Genomic DNA, 20366 nt, shown 5'->3' on the forward strand with positions numbered 1-20366 from the left:
GGTTATGAGCCAGGGTTATCCACCTGAATATAGAACGCGTACGCCCCCAGCAACAGCCAGAACACCATGAACAGCCAGGGCGCTCGCATTGAGAATAGCAGCGACTTGCGATAGCCCTTGTGGGACGACTCCATCTCGGAAAACAACGGTGACTCATCGTAGGCCAGGCCCATCACCGGCTCGCTGCGCAGCAGTTCACTCTGTTTGTAGTGCCAATGGTCGATGATCTCGTAGGCCGCACGGATCCCCGGCCAGGCATTCAACGAGCTGAGCACGCCGAGCATCACCAGGAACACCGGCACCACCAGGGTGAACAGCTTGCCCCACTCAGGGTTGAGGTTACCCATGCCGGAGACGAAGGCGATCACCAGGAATGACTGCGCGGTGAGGTAGGCGTCGGTGCGGTTGGCCAGGATGGTGGTTTCGTACTGGATTTCGCGCCGGTAGAAGTCCAACCGGTCCTTGGGCGAACCGAAGATCTTCGCGTTGTGTTCGCTGTGGTCGGTCAGGGCCGCTTCCGGCGTATGGGGAGAGATGATTCTGGGCACGACGGTGCTCCCAGCAGGTTCGAGTCCTGTTAGAAGAGTCGGTGGCGAGTGAAGTTCAAGTTTGTTCATGCACCAAGTCGGGGCACCTTCAAGCCGCTGCCCTCTTGTGGTGAGCGGGCTTGTTGGGGTGATGGCCTTCTGTGGTGAACAGGCTTCTGTGGCGAGCGGGCTTGCCCGGCGTTGGGCTGCGCAGCGGCCCCAGAAAGAGCGGGAGCGCTGCGCACTCCAACGCGGGGCAAGCCCGCTCACCACAACAAGCCCGCTCACCACAAGATTCGCGGTTTCGGCACAGGCATTGCTTTATCCATTCATCTGCCCGGATACAGGAGCATTCGTTACCCCCCGACCCAGAGCCGACCCCACAAGAAAGTAAGGACCAGGCCCAGTGGCACCCTTAGCCACGGGCTCATAAAAAATGCGTTTTTTGAAACGGCAGTGCCACCCAAGCGTCCCTCGGCACTGACAAGGTACTGGAATGGCTCGATCTTTCTTCGATGAAATGAATGACGCAAACGGCGCCTGCCGTGCGCATTATCAGGACTTCTCCCGCTGGCTGGCGAATACGCCGCCGGAACTGCTGGCCCAGCGTCGCCGCGAAGCCGATTTGCTGTTTCACCGCGCCGGGATCACCTTCACCCTCTACGGCGACGAACAAGACACCGAGCGCCTGATCCCCTTCGACATCATCCCGCGCAGCATCCCTGCCAGTGAATGGAGCGTGATCGAACGCGGCTGCATCCAGCGCGTCAATGCGCTGAACATGTTCCTCGCCGACATCTACCACGACCAGCGCATCATCAAGGCCGGGATCATTCCCGCGGACCAGGTGCTGGGTAACGAGGGCTATCAGAAGGCCATGGTCGGCCTGGACCTGCATCGCGACATCTACTCGCACATCTCCGGTGTCGACCTGGTGCGTGACGGCGATGGCACCTACTACGTGCTCGAAGACAACCTGCGCACCCCCAGCGGCGTCAGCTACATGCTCGAAGACCGCAAGATGATGATGCGCCTGTTCCCCGAGGTGTTTGCCAAGCAACGCATCGCGCCGGTGGACCACTACCCCAACCTGCTGCTCAAGACCCTCAAGAGCTCCAGCCGCCTGGACAACCCCAATGTGGTGGTGCTGACCCCGGGGCGCTTCAACAGCGCGTTCTTCGAACATGCGTTCCTGGCCCGGGAAATGGGCGTGGAACTGGTGGAAGGCGCCGACCTGTTCGTGCACGACCTCAAGGTGTTCATGCGCACCACCGACGGCCCCAAGCCGGTGGACGTGATTTACCGGCGTATCGACGACGCCTTCCTCGACCCCAAGGCCTTCAACCCCGAGTCGATGCTCGGCGTGCCCGGCCTGGTCGCGGCCTATTGCGCCGGCAACGTAGTGCTGGCCAATGCCATCGGCACCGGCGTGGCGGACGACAAGTCGATCTACCCCTATGTGCCGGAAATGATCCGTTTCTACCTGGACGAAGAACCGGTGCTACAAAACGTACCGACCTTCCAGTGCCGCAAGCCCGATGAACTGTCCCACGTACTGGCTCACCTGCCGGAACTGGTGGTCAAGGAAACCCAGGGCTCCGGTGGCTACGGCATGCTGGTCGGGCCGGCTTCCAGCGCCGCCGAGATCGAGGACTTCCGCCAACGCATCAAGGCGCGTCCCCATGCCTACATCGCCCAACCGACCTTGAGCCTGTCCACCTGCCCCACCTTCGTCGAAAACGGCATCGCCCCACGGCATATCGACCTGCGGCCCTTTGTGCTGTCGGGCAAGGAAACCCGCCTGGTGCCCGGTGGCCTCACCCGCGTGGCATTGAAGGAAGGCTCGTTGATCGTCAACTCGTCGCAAGGCGGCGGAACCAAGGACACCTGGGTGGTGGAGGGCTGAGTATGTTGAGTAGAACCGCCGCAGATCTGTACTGGATGTCCCGTTACCTGGAGCGTGCCGAAAACCTGGCGCGCATGCTCGAAGTCAGTTACTCGCTGTCGTTGATGCCACAAGCCGGGCGCAGCGACGGTCTGGACGAACTGGCCATGTCGTTGCTCAGCAGCGGCACCCTGGACAGCTACCTTGAGCGGCATAAACAGCTGGATGCCGAGCGCATGCTGCACTTCTTCGCCCTCGACGAAGAAAACCCCGCCAGCATCTACAACTGCCTGCGCGCCGCCCGTGGCAATGCCCACGCCGTACGCGGACGCATCACCGCCGACATGTGGGAAAACCTCAACGCCACCTGGCTGGAAATGCGCAGTATCGCCGCCGGCGGCCTGGCGCGACATGGCATCAGCCACTTCTGTGACTGGGTCAAGCAGCGTTCGCACCTGTTTCGTGGTGCCACCTCGGGGACGATCATGCGCAATGACGCCTATCGGTTCATTCGCCTCGGCACCTTTGTCGAGCGCGCCGACAACACCCTGCGTTTGCTGGATGCGCGCTACGAGATGTTCGGCGAGGAATCGGAAGAAGTCAGTGATTTGTCGGCACGCGGTTATTACCAGTGGAGCGCCCTGCTCCGTGCGTTGTCGTCGTTCGAGGCGTACACGGAGCTGTATCCGAACGCGTTGAATGCCCGTTCCGTGTCCGAATTACTGCTGTTGCGCAGCGATGTGCCGCGCTCGTTGCATGCGTGCATCGAGGAGTTGAGCCATATCCTCGCGGACCTGCCCGGCAGTTATGGGCGCACGGCGCAGCGCCTGGCAGCGGAGTTCGAGGCGCGGCTGCGGTATACGGGGATTGATGAAATCCTTGAAGACGGCCTGCACAGCCGTCTTACGGAATTTATCGACACCGTGCGCGAGCTGGCGCGGGCGATTCACAGCTCGTACCTGGAGGTCATCTAACGTCCACTGGGATTAAACAATGTGGGAGGGGGCTTGCCCCCGATAGCAGTGGGTCAGTCAGCCAATTCGGGGACTGATTCACCGCTATCGGGGGCAAGCCCCCTCCCACATTCCGGTTACTGGTGTTTTACCAGCATTGGCTCGGCGCGGTACTGGTCGGGGAAAAGCTTCTTGAGCTGCGCCACCTTCGGCAGATCATTGATCACGATGTACGGGTAAGACGGGTTCTCGGTGAGGAAGTCCTGATGGTAGGACTCCGCCGGGTAGAACACCTTGCCCATCTCGATTTTAGTGACGATGGGTGCGTCGAAGGACTTGGCCGCATCCAGCTGGGCAATGTAGGCCTGGGCGACTTTTTGCTGGTCGGCATTCTGCGCAAAGATCGCCGAACGGTACTGGGTGCCGGTGTCAGGGCCCTGGCGGTTGAGTTCGGTGGGGTTGTGGGCCACTGAGAAGTAGATTTGCAGCAATTTGCCGTAGCTGATCTTGCTCGGGTCGTAGGTGACCGACACCGACTCGGCGTGGCCGGTGTTGCCGTCGCTGACGGACTCATACTGCGCCGTGCTTGCGGCGCCGCCATCGTAGCCGGAAACGGCGTTTTTCACGCCTTGCACATGCTGGAACACCCCTTGCACACCCCAGAAACAGCCCCCGGCGAACACAGCGGTTTGCAGGTTGCCGGCTTCGGCGGGCAGGTCCAGGGCGGGTGGCGCGATCACTACGGCGTCGTCGGCGGCGCCGAAGGAAAAGGCCTGGCTTTGGCCGACGAACGCGGCGAAGGCCAACACGGGCAGGTATTTGAATACATTCATGGCAGGCACTCCGGGTTAACCAAAGGTGAAGGCATACGCCGACACGTTGGGGTCAAGGAATTCAATGGTGAAGGTGCGGTCTTGCACGGCACCCGGTTGACGCACCAGTTGGTACAACCGTTGTTCGGTGACGGTGCCGCTGCCATCCGGCGTGACGTCGGTGCCATGGGCATCGCCAGGCGCCTGGCCGTCGAGCGTGACCTTGAAACGCACCGGTTTGCCGTCGGCGCCCGGGGCAAGCACCAGGTGCAGGTCGCGGGCGTGGAAGCGGTAGACGATGCGCCCACCGGCCTGGTCGAGGGTGGCTTGCTGGCCGCCGACGTTCCATTGGCCTTGCAGGGTCCAATTATTGAGTGCCAGGGGGCCGGACTTGACGAAGTTTTCGGCGCGCTGCGAACCCAGGTAGGTTTCCGGCGACTGCACCTCGTTCATGTCCGGCGCTTCTTGCACGCCCTTGGCATCGGCCTCGATCAAACCGCCCGCGACGTTCTTCGCGCCGGCTTCACGCAGCAACTGCTGGATCACTCGCTCCGACTCGGCGTAGTCGCCTTCACCGAAGTGGTGATAACGAATCTGGCCCTTGGCGTCGGCAAAATAATGCGCCGGCCAGTACTGGTTGTTGAACGCGCGCCAGATCTTGTAGTTGTTGTCGATGGCCACCGGGTAAGTGATGCCCAGGTCCTTCATGGCCTGGGTGACGTTGTTCACGTCGCGCTCAAAGGCGAATTCCGGCGCATGCACGCCGATCACCACCAGGCCCTGGTCGCGGTATTTTTCGGCCCAGGCCTTTACATACGGCAGAGTGCGCAGGCAATTGATGCAGGAGTAGGTCCAGAAATCCACCAGCACCACCTTGCCCTTGAGCGCTTCGGCGGTCAGTGGCGGGCTGTTGAGCCATTGCACGGCGCCATCGAGGGATGGCAGCGCGCCTTCGATCGGCAAGGTGTCGTTGTGATTGGCGGCCATCATCATCGCACCGCCGGGCTGCGCCGGCTTGGCGCTGAGGCGATCCACCAGGCTTTGTTCCAGGCCACCGGTGGACGCGGTCGACAGCCGCGACAGCACGCCGGTGTCGAGGCCCAGCGCAATGGCGGATACACCGGCCAGCATCAGCGCGCCCAGGCCACGGCGCAGCCATTCGCCGGCACCGAGGGACTTTTTCATGAAACCAAAGACTTTACCGCCGACCAGCAACGCCAGCGCGAGGGAGGTGGCAGCACCGGCGGCGTAAGCCAGCAAGAGCAAGGTAGTACCGATGCTGGCGCCCTGCAGCGCGGCACCGGTGAGCACCAGCCCCAGGATCGGCCCGGCGCACGGCGCCCACAGCAGCCCGGTGGCCACGCCGATCAGGAACGACGCGCCCGGACGCGGCCTGGCATCGGCCCCGGCGGCTTCCGACAAACGACTGCCGGCGGCTACCAGTGGGCGCGTCAGGCGCTCCGAGAGTTGCGGCAACAACAACGTGAGTCCGAACAGGGCAACGCACAGCAACGCGAGCCAGCGCCCGTATTGATTGACTTGCACCACCCAGCCGCCGCCCACCGCCGCCAGCGAGGCCACCAGGGCGAATGTCACCGCCATCCCCGCTAACAGCGGCAAGCCACTGCGCAAAAACGGCTGCCCGGTGCGAGCGAAGACAAAAGGCAGAACAGGCAGGATGCACGGACTGACGATTGTCAGCACGCCGCCCAGGTACGCGAGAACCAGAAGCCACATGGGATGGACCCTTATAAGAAATAGACATCGGCTTACGCCGCCGTGAACGTCATGGCGGCGCCGTTCATGCAGTAGCGCAGGCCGGTGGGTGGCGGGCCGTCATCGAACACGTGCCCCTGGTGGCCGCCACAGCGGCGGCAGTGGATTTCCTTGCGCACCACGCCGTAGGACGTATCGGTATGGCTGGCCACCGCGTTGTCCAGTGGCTGCCAGAAACTCGGCCAGCCGGTGTGACTGTTGAACTTGGTGGTCGAGGCAAACAGCGGCAGCGCGCAACCGGCACAGGCGAAGGTGCCGGCGCGGTGTTCATCGTTGAGCGCGCTGCTGTAGGGGCGTTCGGTGCCCTCCTCGCGCAGGATGGCGTATTGCTCGTCGGTGAGCAGGCTGTGCCATTGCGCGTCGGTGTGGCTGACCTCGAAGGTTTCGGCGGCTTCGGCTTCGGTGACCATACTGAGTTGCTTGAGCAGGCCGCCCGCCAGGACGGCGACACCCAGGCCGCCACTGGCCAGGAGTATTTGTCGGCGTGAGTACATGGTGTTTTCCCTCTTTGACGTGAGGGAATGTTGGGCTGTTTACGGTCGCGGAATCCTCACGCAGAGTTAAACAATTCGTGATAACTACACTGTTGCAAAAGCCGCACAATGCGCGAACTACAAGCGAAGGTTTCTCTTACATGGATCAGCCCAAACGTGTCCTGGTGGTCGAGGACGATGCCCATATCGCCGACCTGATCTGCCTGCACCTGCGTGACGAACAGTTCGACGTGGTGCACAGCGCCGATGGCAACGAAGGCCTGCGCCTGCTGGAGCAAGGCGGCTGGGATGCGCTGATCCTCGACCTGATGCTGCCCGGCGTCGACGGTCTGGAGATCTGCCGGCGCGCCCGTGCCATGACGCGCTACACCCCGATCATCATCACCAGCGCACGCTCCAGCGAACTGCACCGCATCCTCGGCCTGGAGCTGGGCGCGGATGATTACCTGGCCAAGCCGTTTTCCATGCCGGAACTGGTGGCCCGCGTGAAGGCATTACTGCGCCGGGTCGATGCCATGGCGCGCAACCTGAAGATGGACGCCGGCAGCCTCGACCTCGGCCAATTGTTCATCAACCCGCTGACCCGCGATGCCACCCTGCAAGGCCAGCGCCTGGACCTGACCCCGCGGGAATTCGACCTGCTGTACTTCTTTGCGCGCCAGCCGGGCAAAGTGTTCTCGCGCATGGACTTGCTCAACGCGGTGTGGGGCTACAGCCACGAAGGCTATGAACACACGGTCAACACCCACATCAACCGCCTGCGGGCCAAGGTCGAAGCCGACCCGGCCAACCCGGCGCGCATCCTCACGGTGTGGGGCCGTGGCTACAAGTTTGCCGAGAGCCCGCCATGAAGCTCACCCTCACCCAGCGCCTGTCGCTGGTGTTCGCGGTTTTGCTGTTGATCTGCAGCGGCACGTCGGCGTGGCTGCAGGTGCGTTCCAACCACATGCACGAGCTGGAAGTGGTGCAAGGCCTGTCCCGCGATCTCGCGGCGCATATCGCCCGCGACACCCAACTGATGGACGCTGATGGCCTCAAGCCCGACGCCGTGCGCAACCTGTTCAGCCAGTTGATGCTGGTCAACCCCAGCGTCGAGGTGTACCTGCTCGACATCGATGGCCGTGTGGTCGGCAATGCCGCGCCCAGCGGCCACCTGCTGCGTGACAAGGTCGACCTGGCGCCCATCCGGCGCTTCCTGGCGGGCTTCATGCTGCCGATCCTCGGGGACGACCCGCGCAGCGTCGATGGGCGCAAGGTATTCAGCGCCGCGCCCCTCACCGCCGGCGGACAGCAAACCGGGTTCCTGTATGTGGTCCTGCTCGGTGAAGCCCACGATGCGTACGACGCCAAGGACGCCACGGGCATGGCCTTGAAGATTGCCCTGTGGTCCATCGGCCTGGTCGCCCTGCTCTGCCTGATGGCCGGCCTGATTGCATTTGCCTGGATCACCCGGCCGCTGCGTCAACTCACCGACAAGGTTGGCCAGTTCGACATCAATGGCGCGCCCAAACCGGCAGAAACCACCGCACCGCCACTCACCAGCGGCGATGAGATTGCGGTGCTGGACCAGGCCTTCATGCAAATGGAGAACCGCCTGGGCGAACAATGGCGCGCCATCACCCATCAGGACCAGGAACGCCGGGAAATGGTCGCCAATATCTCCCATGACCTGCGCACACCGCTGGCCTCTTTGCATGGCTATCTGGAAACCCTCTCGCTCAAGGACGCCAGCCTCAGCCCGGAAGAGCGCCGTCGCTACCTAGGGATTGCTTTGGACCAGAGTCGCAAAGTCGGCGGCCTGGCCCAATCGCTGCTGGAACTGGTACGCCTGGAGCATGGCTTTGTGCAGCCAGTGATCGAAGGTTTTTCATTGCCCGACCTGGTGCAGGACATCTTCCAGAAATTCGAACTCACCGCCGAAGCACGCGGCATCACGCTGACGGCGAGCCTGCCGCCGCAGGTGCCGACGGTGCAGGCAGACCTGGGGTTGATCGAACGGGTGCTGACCAACCTGTTGGACAATGCCCTGCGGCACACACCGGTGAATGGCGAAATCGAGGTCATCCTGTCGCCTCAAGCACACGCGGTAGCGGTCACGGTCAGCGACAGCGGGCCTGGCATCGACGCTGAATTACGCGAAGGCTTGTTCCTGCGCGCATTCACCATTGGTGGCGCCCGGCGCGACGGGGGGTTGGGCCTGCGCATCGTGCACCGCATCCTGCAACTGCACGGGCGCAGCATCAGCCTGGTGGACCGCCCCGGCCGAGGTGCGACCTTTACGTTTTGCCTAGAAACCCGAGCATCAGCGCGTTGACCTGTTGCCCCTGCTCGTTCTGGATCCAGTGGCCGCAGTTGGGCAGCACGTGCTGCTCAAGCTGAGGCACTGTGCCTGGCATGCGCTTGAGCGTATGCGCCTCGAATACCCCGACCGGGTCGCGGTCGCCAATCAGGAACAGCGTGGGTTGCAGCACCTGCCTGCCCGCCAGGTGTTCTGTGCGTTGCCAGTTGCGTTCGAAGTTGCGATACCAGTTCAACGGGCCGCGAAACCCCTGCTCGGCGAAGGTTTGCACGTAGACGTCGAGGTCTGCCTGGGAGCACCAGTGTGGCAACGCGCCGGGTGCTGGAACGCCTTCAAGCAACCTGGCATTCGCCGGTTTGCGTTGCAAAAACACATCCTGATCCTGCATGAACAGCCGCAATGTGCGTTCGATATCGGCGTTCAATTCCTGCTCGGCAACGCCGGGTTCCTGGAAATACAGGATGTAGTTGAAACGGTCGGCGTACAGCTCACGCATGATTTCTATCACCGGCCGCCGCGCTCGCCCGGCGAACGGCACCGACATCGTGATCAGGCGCGTGACCCGTTCAGGTTCGAGCAACGCCATGTGCCAGGCCACCACCGCGCCCCAGTCGTGGCCGACCATCACCACCTGGGAATGACCAAAGTGGTCCATGGCCTGCTGGATATCGCCGCATAGCGTCAGCACGTCGTAATCAGCCACCTCGGCCGGTGCGCTGGAATGGCCGTAGCCACGCATTTGCGGGGCAAATACCCGATAGCCCGCCGCCGCCAGCGCGGGAATCTGCTCGCGCCAGGAGTGCCAGCACTCCGGGAAACCGTGCAGCAGCCAGATCGGCGTGCCCTGCTCAGGGCCGACAATGTGGACACTCAACTCAATACCGTTGACGCTGATGATCTGCTGGCTCATGGGCATCGCCTTCTTCCAGGTTTTTGCCAGCGTGCGCGATTGCCGGCCACGGCGCCAGCATCATTGATAGCAGGAATAACTCACGCCAGCGCCCACCAGCGCGGCAACAACTGGCGTACCCGGCCTTCTCCGAAACGGTCATCGATCAGCATCACCACGCCCCGGTCCTGCTGGCTGCGGATCACCCGGCCCGCCGCCTGCACCACCTTCTGCAGGCCGGGATACAGGTAGGTGTAGTCGTAGCCCGCGCCGAAGATCGCACCCATGCGCAGTTTCATCTGTTCATTCACCGGGTTCAGTTGCGGCAACCCGAGGGTGGCAATGAACGCACCGATCAAGCGTGCCCCCGGCAGATCGATGCCCTCGCCAAAAGCGCCGCCCAGCACGGCAAAACCGATGCCCTGGCTGTGCTCGGTGAACTGGTCGAGGAACGCCTGGCGCTCGGCCTCGGCCATGCCGCGTGACTGCTGCCACAGCACGATCTGCGGATGTCGCTCGGCCAGCAGCTGCGCGACCTGTTGCAGGTAATCGAAGCTTGAGAAAAACGCCAGGTAGTTGCCCGGTTGTTGCGTGTACTGGTGCGCAATCAGCTCGACGATAGGCTCCAGCGAAGCGTGGCGATGCACGAAGCGCGTGGAGATTTCATCGACGATGCGCACCTGCAATTGCTCGGCCTTGAACGGTGATTCCACGTCGACCCATGCGGTGTCGGCCGGCAGGCCCAGCAGGTCGGCGTAGTAATGCCGGGGGCTCAGGGTCGCGGAAAACAGCACGCTGCTGCGGGCAGCCGTCAATCGTGGGCGGATGAATTCGGCGGGCACCACATTGCGCAGGCACAGCGTGGAACTGCTGCGTTTGCCGCTGAGCTGGCGCTTGCTGATGTCGAAAATGAAGTGCTCGTTGAACAGCTCCGCCACCTTGGCAAATTGCAGCACGTCGAAATAGAAGGTTTGCAGGTCGCCGCTGAGGGACTCCGGATGCTCGTTGAAGTATTCGCCCATGGCGCTGGCGCACAGGCTCAGGGCCTGCAGCAGTTTGTCCGGGCGGACGGCGTAGGCCTGGTACGGCGCGAGCTGGTCCTTGTGCAGCGCGTTCCACTCACGGTTGAGGCGCTGCAAGGGTTTCTTCAACGGCTCCGGGGCGCTGTCACGCAGGGTCTTGAGGTGGTACTGGTCGAGGCTGGCGCTGTACATCGAACGCGCCCGTTCGACCAGGTTGTGCGCCTCGTCCACCAGCACCGCCGCGCGCCATTGGTTGAGCTGGGCCAGGCTGAACAGCATGGCGCCAAAGTCAAAGTAGTAGTTGTAGTCGGCGACCACCAGGTCGGCCCAGCGCGCCATTTCCTGGCTCAGGTAGTACGGACAGACCTGATGGGCCAGGGCCACGTCACGCAGGTTGCGCTGATCGAGCAGGCGCACCCTGGACGCGGCGATGCGCGCGGCGGGCAAGCGGTCGTAGAAGCCCTTGGCCAACGGGCAGGACTCGCCGTGACAGGCTTTGTCCAGGTGCTCGCAGGCTTTGTCCCGCGCCACCAGTTCCAGCACGCGCAGTGGCAAGCCAGGGCGGCTGGCATACAACACTTGGGCGGCGTCCAGGGCGAGTTTGCGGCCGGGGGTCTTGGCGGTGAGGAAGAACAGCGTGTCCAGTTGCTGGGGCGCCAGGGCCTTGAGCAACGGGAAAATCGTGCCGATGGTCTTGCCGATGCCGGTCGGTGCCTGGGCCATCAGGCAGCGGCCGGTGCTGACCGCCTTGTACACCGACTCGGCCAGTGAACGCTGGCCAGGGCGAAAATCCGCATGGGGGAACGCCAGGGTTTGCGCGGCGGCGTTGCGCGCTTCACGGTGCCGCATTTCCTGCTCGGCCCAGCCGAGGAACAGCGCGCATTGCTGGTTGAAGAACGCTTCCAGGTCGCTGGCGTCGAAGCGTTGATTGAGCAGCGTCTCGCCCTCACCGACGATATCGAAGTACACCAGCGCCAGGTCGATGTCCGGGAGCCCGAGTTTCTGGCACATCAACCAGCCATACACCTTGACCTGAGCCCAGTGCAATTGCCGATGGTTGGCGGGCTGCGCATCGAGGTCACCACGATAGGTCTTCACTTCTTCCAGGCGATTGGCGTCCGGGTCATAGCCATCCGCCCTGCCCCGCACCGTGAGCTGCTGGTATTGACCCTCCAGCGCCACTTCATTCTGGTAGTGCTGGCTGCGCCGCGACGCCACGGTGCGGTGGCCGGCAATGCCTTCCTGGGCGCTCGGCGACGGCGTGAAGCGCAGGTCGAGGTCACCGACCTTGGCCGTGAATTCGCACAGCGCCCGCACCGCCACGGTGTAACTCAAGCGGGCTCTGCCCAGCGCACATAGCAGACCGTCACCGGCATCTGGTACTCGCCGCAGAACTCCAGCCAGCGCAGTTGGTTGTCTTGCAGGCGATCGCCGGGGCCTTTCACCTCGATCATGCGGTAGGTCTTTTGCGCGGGCCAGAACTGGATCAGGTCGGGCATGCCGGCGCGGTTGGCGCGAATGTCCAGCAGCAGCCGCTCGAACCAGTAGCGCAGGTGCTCGGCGGGCAAACAGGCCAGCGCCTGCTCCAGCAGCTCTTCGCTGAGCAGGTTCCAGAACACGAAGGGCGACTGGATGCCCCATTTGTCGCGGTAGCGTTGGCGGATAGTGGTTTTGTAGCGCTCGTCCTGCAGCTGCTCGAAACACGCGGCGAACAGCGGCGCTCGGCGCTGGTGAAAATCCGCGCTGTGCAGGTCGGCAGGGCCGCGCTGGAACGGGTGGAAGAACGAACCCGGCAGCGGCGCAAAAATCACCTCCCAGCACAGCAGGCCGAACAGCGAATTGATCAGGCCGTTTTCCACGTAGTGCACCGGCCCATCCGGCTCGCTGAGGTGCGCCTGCACGCAGTACTCCACCGACATCAACGGTTCCGGCAGCGTGAGCGCCAGGTCCAGGCGCGTCACCGGTCGTGGCTTGACCTTGGGCAATGTCGGCTCGCCGAGTTTGCGGCGCAGGCGCGGGATGACGCGCAGCAAGTGCTGCTGTTCGGCGGCGCTTTCCGGGGCCTGTTGGGCGGTGTTCGCCAGGGCCATGGCGTGGGCGTAATCCTCCTGGCGCTCGAGCACGCGGATCAACCGTGAGCGGGCACCGGGGTAGGCGCAGTTCCGGTAAATCCGCTCCGCCAGGGCCAGCTCGGCAGTGCGCTCGCAATATTGACCCATCTGAAACAACAACTTGGCGCGGCGTTTCTCCAGCCAGGGGTTATCGGTGTCCAGCGTGGCAATCCCGGCCAGTACATCCTCCAGCGGCTCACCGGCCTCGTACGCCTGCTGGCATTGGTGCAGGAACAGATACCCCTGCACATCGTCACGGTGGCGCAAACCACGGGATTCGGCGCAGAACTGGACTTTTTCATAGGTGTAGATGCCCAGGTCAGCCAACACGAACTCGGACCAGTCCTGATGCAGGTTGCCGAAGAACATCAGGCGCAGACGGTCGCAGAGTTCCATCACGGTGAGGCTGAACAACCTGTCGGCCAGGTCGGGGCACCAGGTGGCAAAGCTGCGGCTGTCGGTGAATTGTGCCGACAACCCTTCCAGCCAATCGGTTTTCTTGCCTTTGGGCTGCTCGATCCAGGGTTTGAAAGTGGCCAGGATTTCACCTTTTTGCAGCACGGCGAACAGCTCTTCAAAGGCCAGCAGGTACTGATCGTCCACCCAACCCAGTTCCATCAGCGGCCCGGCAGCGGCGTGGGGGCAACCAATCTCCAGGTAATTGAGCTTGCCCGCACGAAAGTGCACGCCCTTGCGCATCACCATGCGCACCAAAAGCGCCTGGGACGCCTGCGGCAACCTGTCAAATTGCTGAATAAAACGCTGTTCGTCCGGGTCGAGCAAATCGGCATAGCGCTGCCCCAGCCAGAGCAGCACTTGGCGGAAGTTATGCAGGTAATACAGGGGATCGTCGAGGGGATTGGCCATTTCACGCGCTGATCGAATACTGGTTATGCATACAGAGTGCCGCTCCAAATGCGGTGTTGCAATCGGTAATAGATAAATGGCGCCTGCAACTTTTTGTATAAAAGCGATCAGATGGGAGAATCGATGGCGTAACATTTGTCGCCCGCCGCCTCTGGCGCGGGACTTTTCAAGGTCAAGGTAAGGGTTATGAACATGAAGAATCTGGGGCTGCCGCTGGTTGCACTCACTTTTCTGGTACTGGCCGGTTGCGCAACGCAAACCGTAGTAACGCTGCAAAATGGCACGCAGTATTTGACCAAGGACACCCCCAACGCCAAGACCGCCGACGGGTTCTACGAATTTACCGATATCGCCGGCAAGCGCATCCGAGTCAAAGCCGCCGACGTCGCGACGGTTATCAAAGAAAAATAACAATGAAAAGCCCCGCAGTGCGGGGCTTTTTTTGCATTATCGCTCGGTTAATACCGGTAATACGGGTGGTAGTACGGGTGATAGTAGGGATGGTAATAGTACGAGTGGTAGTACGGGTGATAGCAGCACGGGCCAGGATACGCCGGGTACACCGCACACCCAGCCAACCCCAGCAGTACCAGGGCGCACAGCAACAATCGCAATCGGGACATGCTCGGTTCCTCCCACGTCATCACGCGAAACGGCTCGCTTGATCGTTAAACGCAGGCACACCGAGCGATCCGTCGCGACAACCAGGTAGATATTTATTTACCGAAGGATTTTCCACGCCGCTGCATTCAGCCGATACCCCAGGCCTTCCTGGGGGATTGGCTGGCTGAACGCCATAAGCATCATTCACCCGATACTCACACCGTCCGCCCAGAGGCCGCCTTGCCCGATGCCGACCAAGGTCACCGAGTCGGCGCCAAAGGTGAGCACCGTATCCGCGCCAACCACTTTTGCATGGTCGCGCAGGTCGGTGCTGCCTTCCACATCCTTGAACACCAGCTTGTCCGTGGGTTGATAGCCAATCACCCGATCGTTGCCGAAGTGGCCGCTGAACAGAAAGGTGTTATGCCCACTGTTATCGCGGATCGTGTCATTACCCTTGCCGCCCTCGATAAAGTCCGCGCCCTTGCCGCCCTGGATCAGGTCATTGCCGTCGCCGCCGATGATGAAGGTATTGCCTTTATGCGGTTCGGCATTGCGGTTGAGGTCCTGCACCCAGGTGTTGGCCCGCGCCGGGTCGGACAGGTTGGCCACGATCACGGTGGAATCGCGGGTCATCTGCCCGTAGAAGCCCGATTCGAGAATACGCGTCATGCCATCGCCATAGCCGGTGGGCAGGTGCGAGATCCAGGTCGGCAGGTTGACGATGGAGAACGGCATCACATTCCACAGCGTCGACGCATAGTGGTCGTTGAAGCTGACGATGTTGTCGGTGGTCGACTCATGGGGTTTGTCGTGCACGCCCTGGGACGACAGGTTGAAGGACGAGCCATCCAGGGCCCGGAACACCGGGTCGTTTTCGTAGCCGATATTGAGCACCTTGTCGCCGGCACTCTGGGTCGGCGAGGCATAGGCCACGTAGTTGGCATCCTTGTAGAACCCGGCCCATTGGTTGTTGCTCAGGTCGGCCATGCTGTTGACCGCCAGGCCGCCCAGGCTATGCCCACTGACCACCACATCCTTGCCGCTCAAGCCATGGGCGCTGGCGTAGTCGGCGACATTTTTGAGCAAGCCGCCGAAGGCTTCGCCGGCGTAGTTCTTCGCGTAATCCTTTGGCCCCAGGGCTGCGAGCAAGTCGCTGACCAGGTCGCCGATGGAATCGCTGATCAAGGTTTCCCGTGGACCGGAGGTGCCGCGAAAGCCGATGCCGATTTCCAGCAGCTTGCCGGCGGCGTCGTACTTGGCCAGCACCTCGACCTGGGCGGTGGTGTAGCCGGCCTTTTCGCCGAAGAAAGTGCCACGGGCATCGACCTTGCCACCGTAGCCCAGGGCGCTGGCGCTGAGCGGCGTCCAACCGGCCTTTTGCACTGCTTCCAGGGCGGCTTTTTCCGAATCCGGGTTCCACGGAATGCCGGGGATAACGCCCTGTGAATCGGTGCTGCCGAGCAACGCGCCGACCAATGTTGCCGGCAAGCCCAGCCCCAGGCCATTGTGCTGGTACCCCACGGCAAAGCCGTTATCCAGGTTGTGATAGCTGTACAACGTGATCGCCATCGCATCGGCGAACAACGCCTTGGAACCCTCGGTGCCGAGGTTTTTGTAGTCAAAGATACCCATGGTATTACCCCTCTTATTATTGATTTACACCCCTTGCAGGGCCGAACGCCTCATCCACTTTGGCCAAATCGGTATCGCGCAGATTGCCCGCGTAGTAATGCAACTTGGTCCAGGCCATCAGGTAGTCATACCGTGCCTGGGCCAGATCGCGCCGGGTGCTGTAGAGCTGCTGCTCGGCGTTCAATGCGTCGAGGTTGACCCGCTCGCCACCGAGGATGCTTTGCCTGGTCGACACCACCAGCGCCTCAGCCGACACCAGGGCCTTCTGGTACGCGCGCAATTTGCTCACCCCCGACAGGCAGGCGCTGAACTGGCGGCGCAGTTCGATCAGGGTTTCGCGGGTCTTGCCCTCAAGCTCGTACTCGGCCTGCTCCATGGCGCGGCTGGCCTGGCGGGTAGAGGCCGAGATGCCGCCACCGGCATACAGCGGCAGGCTGACTTCGACGCCGATGGTGTTGGTGTCGTAGCGCTGGTTGTAGGTGTTGCCGCTGTCGGACTCCTGTTGACGCGAACTGGCATAGGCCGTGACCCTGGGCAGATGCCCGGCGCGGTTGCGTTCTACCTCATAACGCGCCACTTCCAGGGCCTGGCGCTGGGAGGCCAGCGTGGGGTTGTTGCTGATCGCCAGTTCATGCCAGGTGTCGTAGTTGGCCGGGGTCAGGGTGAACGCGGCGAAGCCCTGGTTCAGCGGCGCCAGGTCGTGGATGTCGACGCTCTGTACGCCGATCAAGGCGCCCAGTTCACGCAAGGACGCGTCCTGTTCATCCAGCGCCTGGATTTCTTCAGCGGTGGCCAGCTCATAGCGCGACTCAGCTTCCAGAATATCCGTGCGAGTGCCCTCGCCTTGCTGGAACAAATGCCGGTTCTGCTGGAACTGTTGTTCGAAGGCCTTCTTCTTGGCGCGGGCGATGTCGATCTGGTCCTGGGCAAACAAGGCCTGGGTGTAGTAGGTCAGCACCCGCACCAGCAACGCCTGGCTCTTGTCACGAAAGCTCTCGTCGGCAAACAACGCCTGGGCCACGCCCTTGCGGTAATTGGCGTAGGCCTCGTAGTCGAACAGCGGCTGTTGCAGGCTGAAGGTGGAGCCGTAGCTGTTGTAGTTGCGGTCGTCGTGATAGTTGCCACCGCGCCCGTCCGGCAAGGTGGCCTGGGAGTTGTTACGGCCTTTGTTGTAGTTGTACGACAGCTTGGGCAGCAGGCCGGCGCGGCCGATGGCGCGGTTTTCCAGGCCGGCGTCGCGCTCCTTGATCGCGCCGAGAAACACCGGATCGTTACGCAGGGCCTGCTCGTACACATCGAACGGCCCCATGGCCGCCTGGGCACTCGCGCAGGTGAACAGCAAGGCCATAAACACCGGTTTCATGTTCATTCCTCGGTCAACGCCGAGCCGGCGCGGTCGAGCAGCGGCTTGAACAGGTAATTGAGCAACGAACGCTCGCCGGTGCGCACGAACATCTCGGCGGGCATGCCCGGCTTGATCACCAGGCCGTGGAGTTTTTCCAAGGCCGCTTCGCTGACCGTGGTGCGTAGCACGTAATAAGGCGCGCCGGTCTTTTCATCAAGCATCTGGTCGGCGGAAATCAGGCTGACCTCGCCCGGCACCCGGGGCGTACGGCTTTGGTTGAAGGCGGTGAACAGGATGTCCACCGGCAGATGCGTGCCAACCTTGTCCACCAGGTGCACCGGCAGGTGCCCTTCCACTTCCAGGCGCGTGCCCTGGGGCACGATTTCCAGCAGGGTTTCACCGGCGCGGACCACGGCCCCTTCGGTGTGCACGCTGAGATTGACCGCGATGCCATCCGCCGGGGCGTTGATTTCGCTGTGTTGCAGGTCGAACCCGGCCGAAGTGAGTTGCTGTTCCAGGGTCAGGCTGCGCAGTTGCGCATCGGCCAGCTGGCTGCGTACCTCTTTTTGATATTCCTCACTGTGTTGTTGCAGCTTGAGGCGCGATTCGAGAATGCCCTGTTCCACACGGCCACTTTCGCCAGTGTTCTGCGCCAAGTCTTGTTGCACCTGGGACAACTGCCGCTGGTACTCCATCAGCCGGTTGCGCGGGATGTAGCCGTTGTCGGCCAGGGGTTGCAGGTTGCTCAGTTGGTCACGCAGGGATTGCGCCTGGGCGGTCAGGTCAGTGCGCGCACGGCGCATACCGCCCAGTTGTGCGGTCGCGCCCTCGATATTGGCGCGAATGCCGGCCTGCTCGCGGGCAAAGGCTTCGCGACGGCTGCTGAACAATTGGCGCTGGCCTTCCAGCACCAACGCCAGGGCGGGGTCGGGAGCGGCACTGAGTTCGGTGGGAAATGCGATGCTGGCGAGGTTGTCGCGCTCGCTCTGCCAGCGCGCCACGCTGGCCCAGGCCATGCGGTACTGGGCTTGCAGGGATTGCACGTCGGCCTGGTGCTGGGTCTGGTCGAGACGGAACAGCGCCTGGCCTTGTTTCACATGCTCGCCCTCCTTTACCAGAATCCGGCTGACGACGCCCGGGCTGAGGGTTTGTACGGCCTTGCGCTTGCCCGACACCACCACCGTACCCTGTACCGGGATGCCCTGGTCCAAGGGCGCGAGGCTGGCCCACAGGAAAAACCCGCCGGCGCCGACCACGGTCAGCAACCACCCCATGCGCGCGAAAAACCTGGCGTCGTGCTCTTTGAAGCGTGGTTCAACCGTGATGCTGCTCATGCGCCTGGATTCCTTGTGGCCTGGTACTGACGACTGAAACTCACGCCCGGTTTGTCCTTGGGCGTTTCCGGCTGGCCCGACAATGCGCGCAGCACCTCCTGGCTCGGCCCGAACGCTTGCAAATGACCGTCGCTGAGCACCAGCAACTTGTCGGCCTGGGCCAGCGCCGACGAACGATGGGTCACCAGCACCACGCTGCTGCCCTGGGCTTTCATCTGCACGATGGCGCTGGCCAGGGCGGCTTCGCCCACGGTGTCGAGGTTGGAGTTGGGCTCATCCAGCACGATCAGGCGCGGCCCGCCGTACAGGGCGCGGGCCAGGGCCACCCGTTGCTTCTGGCCGCCGGACAGGCCGCCGCCGTTGTCCCCAAGCACCGTGTCGTAGCCCTGGGGTAAACGCAGGATCAGTTCATGCACACCGGCCTGCTGCGCGGCACGCACCACCTGCTCGGGGTCGGCTTCGCGAAAGCGTGCGATGTTGTCAGCGATGCTACCGCTGAACAGCTCGATGTCCTGGGGCAGGTAGCCGATGTGCGGGCCGAGGTCGTCGCGGTCCCAGCGATGGATGTCGGCGCCATCCAGGCGCACCGTGCCAGCGAGTGTCGGCCATACGCCCACCAGCACCCGGGCCAGGGTGGATTTGCCGGAGCCCGATGCCCCGAGCACACCGAGCACTTCGCCGGCGCCGAGGTTGAAGCTGACCTGATGCAAGGTCGCCATACGCCGTCCGGGCGGGCCGGCGCTGACCTGTTCAAAGCTGACCTGGCCCTTGGGCGCCGGCAGCTTCATCTGCTCGACCTCCGGGGGAAACTCGCGCAACAAGTCGTCCAGGCGCTGATAGGCCAGCTTGGCCGCACTCCATTGCTTCCACACCGCAATCAACTGGTCGATGGGGCTGAGCACCCGGCCCATCAGGATGGAGCCGGCGATCATCATCCCGGCAGTCATATCGCCCTTGATCACCAGCAAGGCCCCCAGGCCGAGCACCAATGATTGCAGGCACAGGCGCAGGGATTTGCTCAGGGAGGTGATCACCGAACCGGTGTCACTGGCCTTGTTCTGCAAGCCGAGAAACTGAGAATGCAGCGCGAACCAGCGGGTGCGCAGTGCGCCGAGCATGCCCATGGCCTGGATGGTCTCGGCATTGTGCAAGTGGCTGGTGGCCAGTTGCGTGGATTGCTGGGAGTAGCCGCTGGCTTCGCCCAACGGCTTTTTGGTCAGGTATTCATTCAGGCATGCCAGGCCGATCAGCAGCACGGCGCCGACCGTAGCAAGCACACCCAACCAGACGTTGAACAAAAAAATCACAAACAGGTAGATGGGAAACCACGGCGCATCAAAAAATGCGAACAGCGCCGGCCCCGTGATGAATTGGCGGATATGGGTCAAATCCCCCAGGGATTGCCCGGCGTGCCCCTGGCCGCGTTGCAGGTTGCGTTCAAACGCCGCCTTGTACACGCGCAAGTTGAAACGCCGCTCCAGTTGGCTGCCGATGCGGATCACGATAAAACTGCGGATCACCTCCAGCAGGCCGATAAAGGCAAAGAAGCCCACGACCATCAGCGTCAGCATCACCAGGGTGGTTTCATTCTGGGAGGACAGCACGCGGTCATACACTTGCAGCATATAAATCGACGGCACCAGCATCAGCAGGTTAATCAATGCCGTGAAACAGCCAATGCTGATCAAAATACTCTTGTACTCACCCAGCGCCTTGAATAACGGCGCGACGGCATGGGACTTCGCCATAGCTTCTGATCTTCCCTGAACCCAATTGCGCGCAATAGTTGCCCCAGCCCCGGCTAACGGAGCGGT

17 protein-coding genes are annotated in these 20366 nt (G+C 62.5%); 5 read left to right on the top strand and 12 right to left on the bottom strand.

All coding sequences use genetic code 11. The annotated features are described in order from the left end of the window. Positions 1–2 precede the first annotated feature (2 nt). Entirely contained in the window at positions 3–548 is a 546-nt protein-coding gene (locus tag M2497_RS16260; RefSeq protein ID WP_058425920.1) for a hypothetical protein, read from the bottom strand. 475 nt (positions 549–1023) lie between these two features. Between M2497_RS16260 and M2497_RS16265 the strand changes: the two genes are divergently transcribed. Both M2497_RS16265 and M2497_RS16270 read left to right on the top strand, forming a co-directional pair. Further along, positions 1024–2433 (top strand): circularly permuted type 2 ATP-grasp protein, encoded by a 1410-nt coding sequence (locus M2497_RS16265; RefSeq protein WP_058425921.1) that lies wholly within the window; start codon positions 1024–1026, stop codon positions 2431–2433. A gap of 2 nt (positions 2434–2435) precedes the next feature. Beyond that, positions 2436–3386 carry an alpha-E domain-containing protein gene (locus tag M2497_RS16270; RefSeq protein ID WP_071495662.1) on the top strand — a complete coding sequence of 317 codons (951 nt, stop codon included), beginning with the start codon at positions 2436–2438 and terminating at the stop codon, positions 3384–3386. A gap of 116 nt (positions 3387–3502) precedes the next feature. Here the strand turns inward: M2497_RS16270 and msrA are convergent, their stop codons facing one another. The 3 genes from msrA to msrB are packed head-to-tail and all read right to left on the bottom strand — an operon-like array spanning position 3503 to position 6447. Beyond that, positions 3503–4198, bottom strand: a complete 696-nt coding sequence (msrA, locus tag M2497_RS16275; protein ID WP_248481588.1) for a peptide-methionine (S)-S-oxide reductase MsrA — start codon at positions 4196–4198, stop codon at positions 3503–3505. A gap of 15 nt (positions 4199–4213) precedes the next feature. Next, a complete protein-coding gene (locus tag M2497_RS16280) occupies positions 4214–5914 on the bottom strand; it encodes a cytochrome c biogenesis protein DipZ (RefSeq protein WP_248481590.1) in 1701 nt (566 codons plus the stop codon). Between the two features lie 32 nt (positions 5915–5946). Further along, positions 5947–6447, bottom strand: a complete 501-nt coding sequence (gene msrB, locus M2497_RS16285) for a peptide-methionine (R)-S-oxide reductase MsrB (RefSeq protein WP_248481592.1) — start codon at positions 6445–6447, stop codon at positions 5947–5949. 140 nt (positions 6448–6587) lie between these two features. Between msrB and M2497_RS16290 the strand changes: the two genes are divergently transcribed. Both M2497_RS16290 and M2497_RS16295 read left to right on the top strand, forming a co-directional pair. Then, positions 6588–7298: a response regulator transcription factor gene (locus M2497_RS16290; protein ID WP_071488349.1), complete on the top strand. Its 711-nt coding sequence runs from the start codon at positions 6588–6590 to the stop codon at positions 7296–7298. Next, the gene (locus M2497_RS16295; RefSeq protein ID WP_248481594.1) at positions 7295–8761 is read left to right on the top strand and encodes a HAMP domain-containing sensor histidine kinase; all 1467 of its coding nucleotides are present in this window, start codon (positions 7295–7297) and stop codon (positions 8759–8761) included. The genes M2497_RS16290 and M2497_RS16295 overlap by 4 nt, the downstream gene beginning before the upstream one ends. Here M2497_RS16295 and M2497_RS16300 read toward each other — a convergent pair. The 3 genes from M2497_RS16300 to M2497_RS16310 form a co-directional block, all read right to left on the bottom strand. Next, positions 8724–9656, bottom strand: a complete 933-nt coding sequence (locus M2497_RS16300) for an alpha/beta hydrolase (RefSeq protein ID WP_248481596.1) — start codon at positions 9654–9656, stop codon at positions 8724–8726. The two genes, M2497_RS16295 and M2497_RS16300, sit on opposite strands and share 38 nt — an antisense overlap. 80 nt (positions 9657–9736) lie before the next feature. After that, positions 9737–11992, bottom strand: a complete 2256-nt coding sequence (locus tag M2497_RS16305; RefSeq protein WP_248481598.1) for an ATP-dependent DNA helicase — start codon at positions 11990–11992, stop codon at positions 9737–9739. Continuing rightward, positions 11989–13635, bottom strand: coding sequence for a VRR-NUC domain-containing protein (locus M2497_RS16310; RefSeq protein ID WP_248481600.1), 1647 nt, complete (start codon positions 13633–13635; stop codon positions 11989–11991). The genes M2497_RS16305 and M2497_RS16310 overlap by 4 nt, the downstream gene beginning before the upstream one ends. A gap of 186 nt (positions 13636–13821) precedes the next feature. Here M2497_RS16310 and M2497_RS16315 point away from each other — a divergent pair, with 186 nt between their 5' ends. Then, on the top strand, positions 13822–14046 hold the full coding sequence (locus M2497_RS16315; RefSeq protein ID WP_071488353.1) for a YgdI/YgdR family lipoprotein: 225 nt from the start codon (positions 13822–13824) through the stop codon (positions 14044–14046). 47 nt (positions 14047–14093) lie between these two features. Here M2497_RS16315 and M2497_RS16320 read toward each other — a convergent pair whose 3' ends face one another. The 5 genes from M2497_RS16320 to M2497_RS16340 form a co-directional block, all read right to left on the bottom strand. Continuing rightward, positions 14094–14258 carry a hypothetical protein gene (locus M2497_RS16320; RefSeq protein ID WP_165447925.1) on the bottom strand — a complete coding sequence of 55 codons (165 nt, stop codon included), beginning with the start codon at positions 14256–14258 and terminating at the stop codon, positions 14094–14096. 184 nt (positions 14259–14442) lie between these two features. Then, positions 14443–15873, bottom strand: a complete 1431-nt coding sequence (locus M2497_RS16325) for a lipase (protein WP_248481603.1) — start codon at positions 15871–15873, stop codon at positions 14443–14445. Positions 15874–15889: 16 nt separating this feature from the next. After that, entirely contained in the window at positions 15890–17236 is a 1347-nt protein-coding gene (locus M2497_RS16330; RefSeq protein ID WP_248481605.1) for a TolC family outer membrane protein, read from the bottom strand. A 2-nt stretch (positions 17237–17238) separates the two neighbouring features. Beyond that, on the bottom strand, positions 17239–18552 hold the full coding sequence (locus M2497_RS16335; protein ID WP_248481608.1) for an HlyD family type I secretion periplasmic adaptor subunit: 1314 nt from the start codon (positions 18550–18552) through the stop codon (positions 17239–17241). Then, positions 18549–20300, bottom strand: a complete 1752-nt coding sequence (locus M2497_RS16340) for a type I secretion system permease/ATPase (protein WP_248481609.1) — start codon at positions 20298–20300, stop codon at positions 18549–18551. Before M2497_RS16340 ends, M2497_RS16335 begins: the two co-directional genes overlap by 4 nt. Positions 20301–20366 lie beyond the last annotated feature (66 nt).

Origin of the sequence: Pseudomonas sp. CYM-20-01 (genome assembly GCF_023169845.1) — a bacterium.
GTDB classification, from domain to species: domain Bacteria; phylum Pseudomonadota; class Gammaproteobacteria; order Pseudomonadales; family Pseudomonadaceae; genus Aquipseudomonas; species Aquipseudomonas azotoformans.

What these genes read in the sequence shown, in the direction of transcription:
- M2497_RS16265 (WP_058425921.1), top strand. Translation starts at nt 1,024, where the DNA reads ATGGCTCGATCTTTCTTCGATGAAATGAATGACGCAAACGGCGCCTGC.
- M2497_RS16270 (WP_071495662.1), top strand. Translation starts at nt 2,436, where the DNA reads ATGTTGAGTAGAACCGCCGCAGATCTGTACTGGATGTCCCGTTACCTG.
- msrA (WP_248481588.1), bottom strand. Translation starts at nt 4,198, where the DNA reads ATGAATGTATTCAAATACCTGCCCGTGTTGGCCTTCGCCGCGTTCGTC.
- M2497_RS16280 (WP_248481590.1), bottom strand. Translation starts at nt 5,914, where the DNA reads ATGTGGCTTCTGGTTCTCGCGTACCTGGGCGGCGTGCTGACAATCGTC.
- msrB (WP_248481592.1), bottom strand. Translation starts at nt 6,447, where the DNA reads ATGTACTCACGCCGACAAATACTCCTGGCCAGTGGCGGCCTGGGTGTC.
- M2497_RS16290 (WP_071488349.1), top strand. Translation starts at nt 6,588, where the DNA reads ATGGATCAGCCCAAACGTGTCCTGGTGGTCGAGGACGATGCCCATATC.
- M2497_RS16295 (WP_248481594.1), top strand. Translation starts at nt 7,295, where the DNA reads ATGAAGCTCACCCTCACCCAGCGCCTGTCGCTGGTGTTCGCGGTTTTG.
- M2497_RS16300 (WP_248481596.1), bottom strand. Translation starts at nt 9,656, where the DNA reads ATGAGCCAGCAGATCATCAGCGTCAACGGTATTGAGTTGAGTGTCCAC.
- M2497_RS16310 (WP_248481600.1), bottom strand. Translation starts at nt 13,635, where the DNA reads ATGGCCAATCCCCTCGACGATCCCCTGTATTACCTGCATAACTTCCGC.
- M2497_RS16315 (WP_071488353.1), top strand. Translation starts at nt 13,822, where the DNA reads ATGAACATGAAGAATCTGGGGCTGCCGCTGGTTGCACTCACTTTTCTG.
- M2497_RS16320 (WP_165447925.1), bottom strand. Translation starts at nt 14,258, where the DNA reads ATGTCCCGATTGCGATTGTTGCTGTGCGCCCTGGTACTGCTGGGGTTG.
- M2497_RS16325 (WP_248481603.1), bottom strand. Translation starts at nt 15,873, where the DNA reads ATGGGTATCTTTGACTACAAAAACCTCGGCACCGAGGGTTCCAAGGCG.
- M2497_RS16330 (WP_248481605.1), bottom strand. Translation starts at nt 17,236, where the DNA reads ATGAAACCGGTGTTTATGGCCTTGCTGTTCACCTGCGCGAGTGCCCAG.
- M2497_RS16335 (WP_248481608.1), bottom strand. Translation starts at nt 18,552, where the DNA reads ATGAGCAGCATCACGGTTGAACCACGCTTCAAAGAGCACGACGCCAGG.
- M2497_RS16340 (WP_248481609.1), bottom strand. Translation starts at nt 20,300, where the DNA reads ATGGCGAAGTCCCATGCCGTCGCGCCGTTATTCAAGGCGCTGGGTGAG.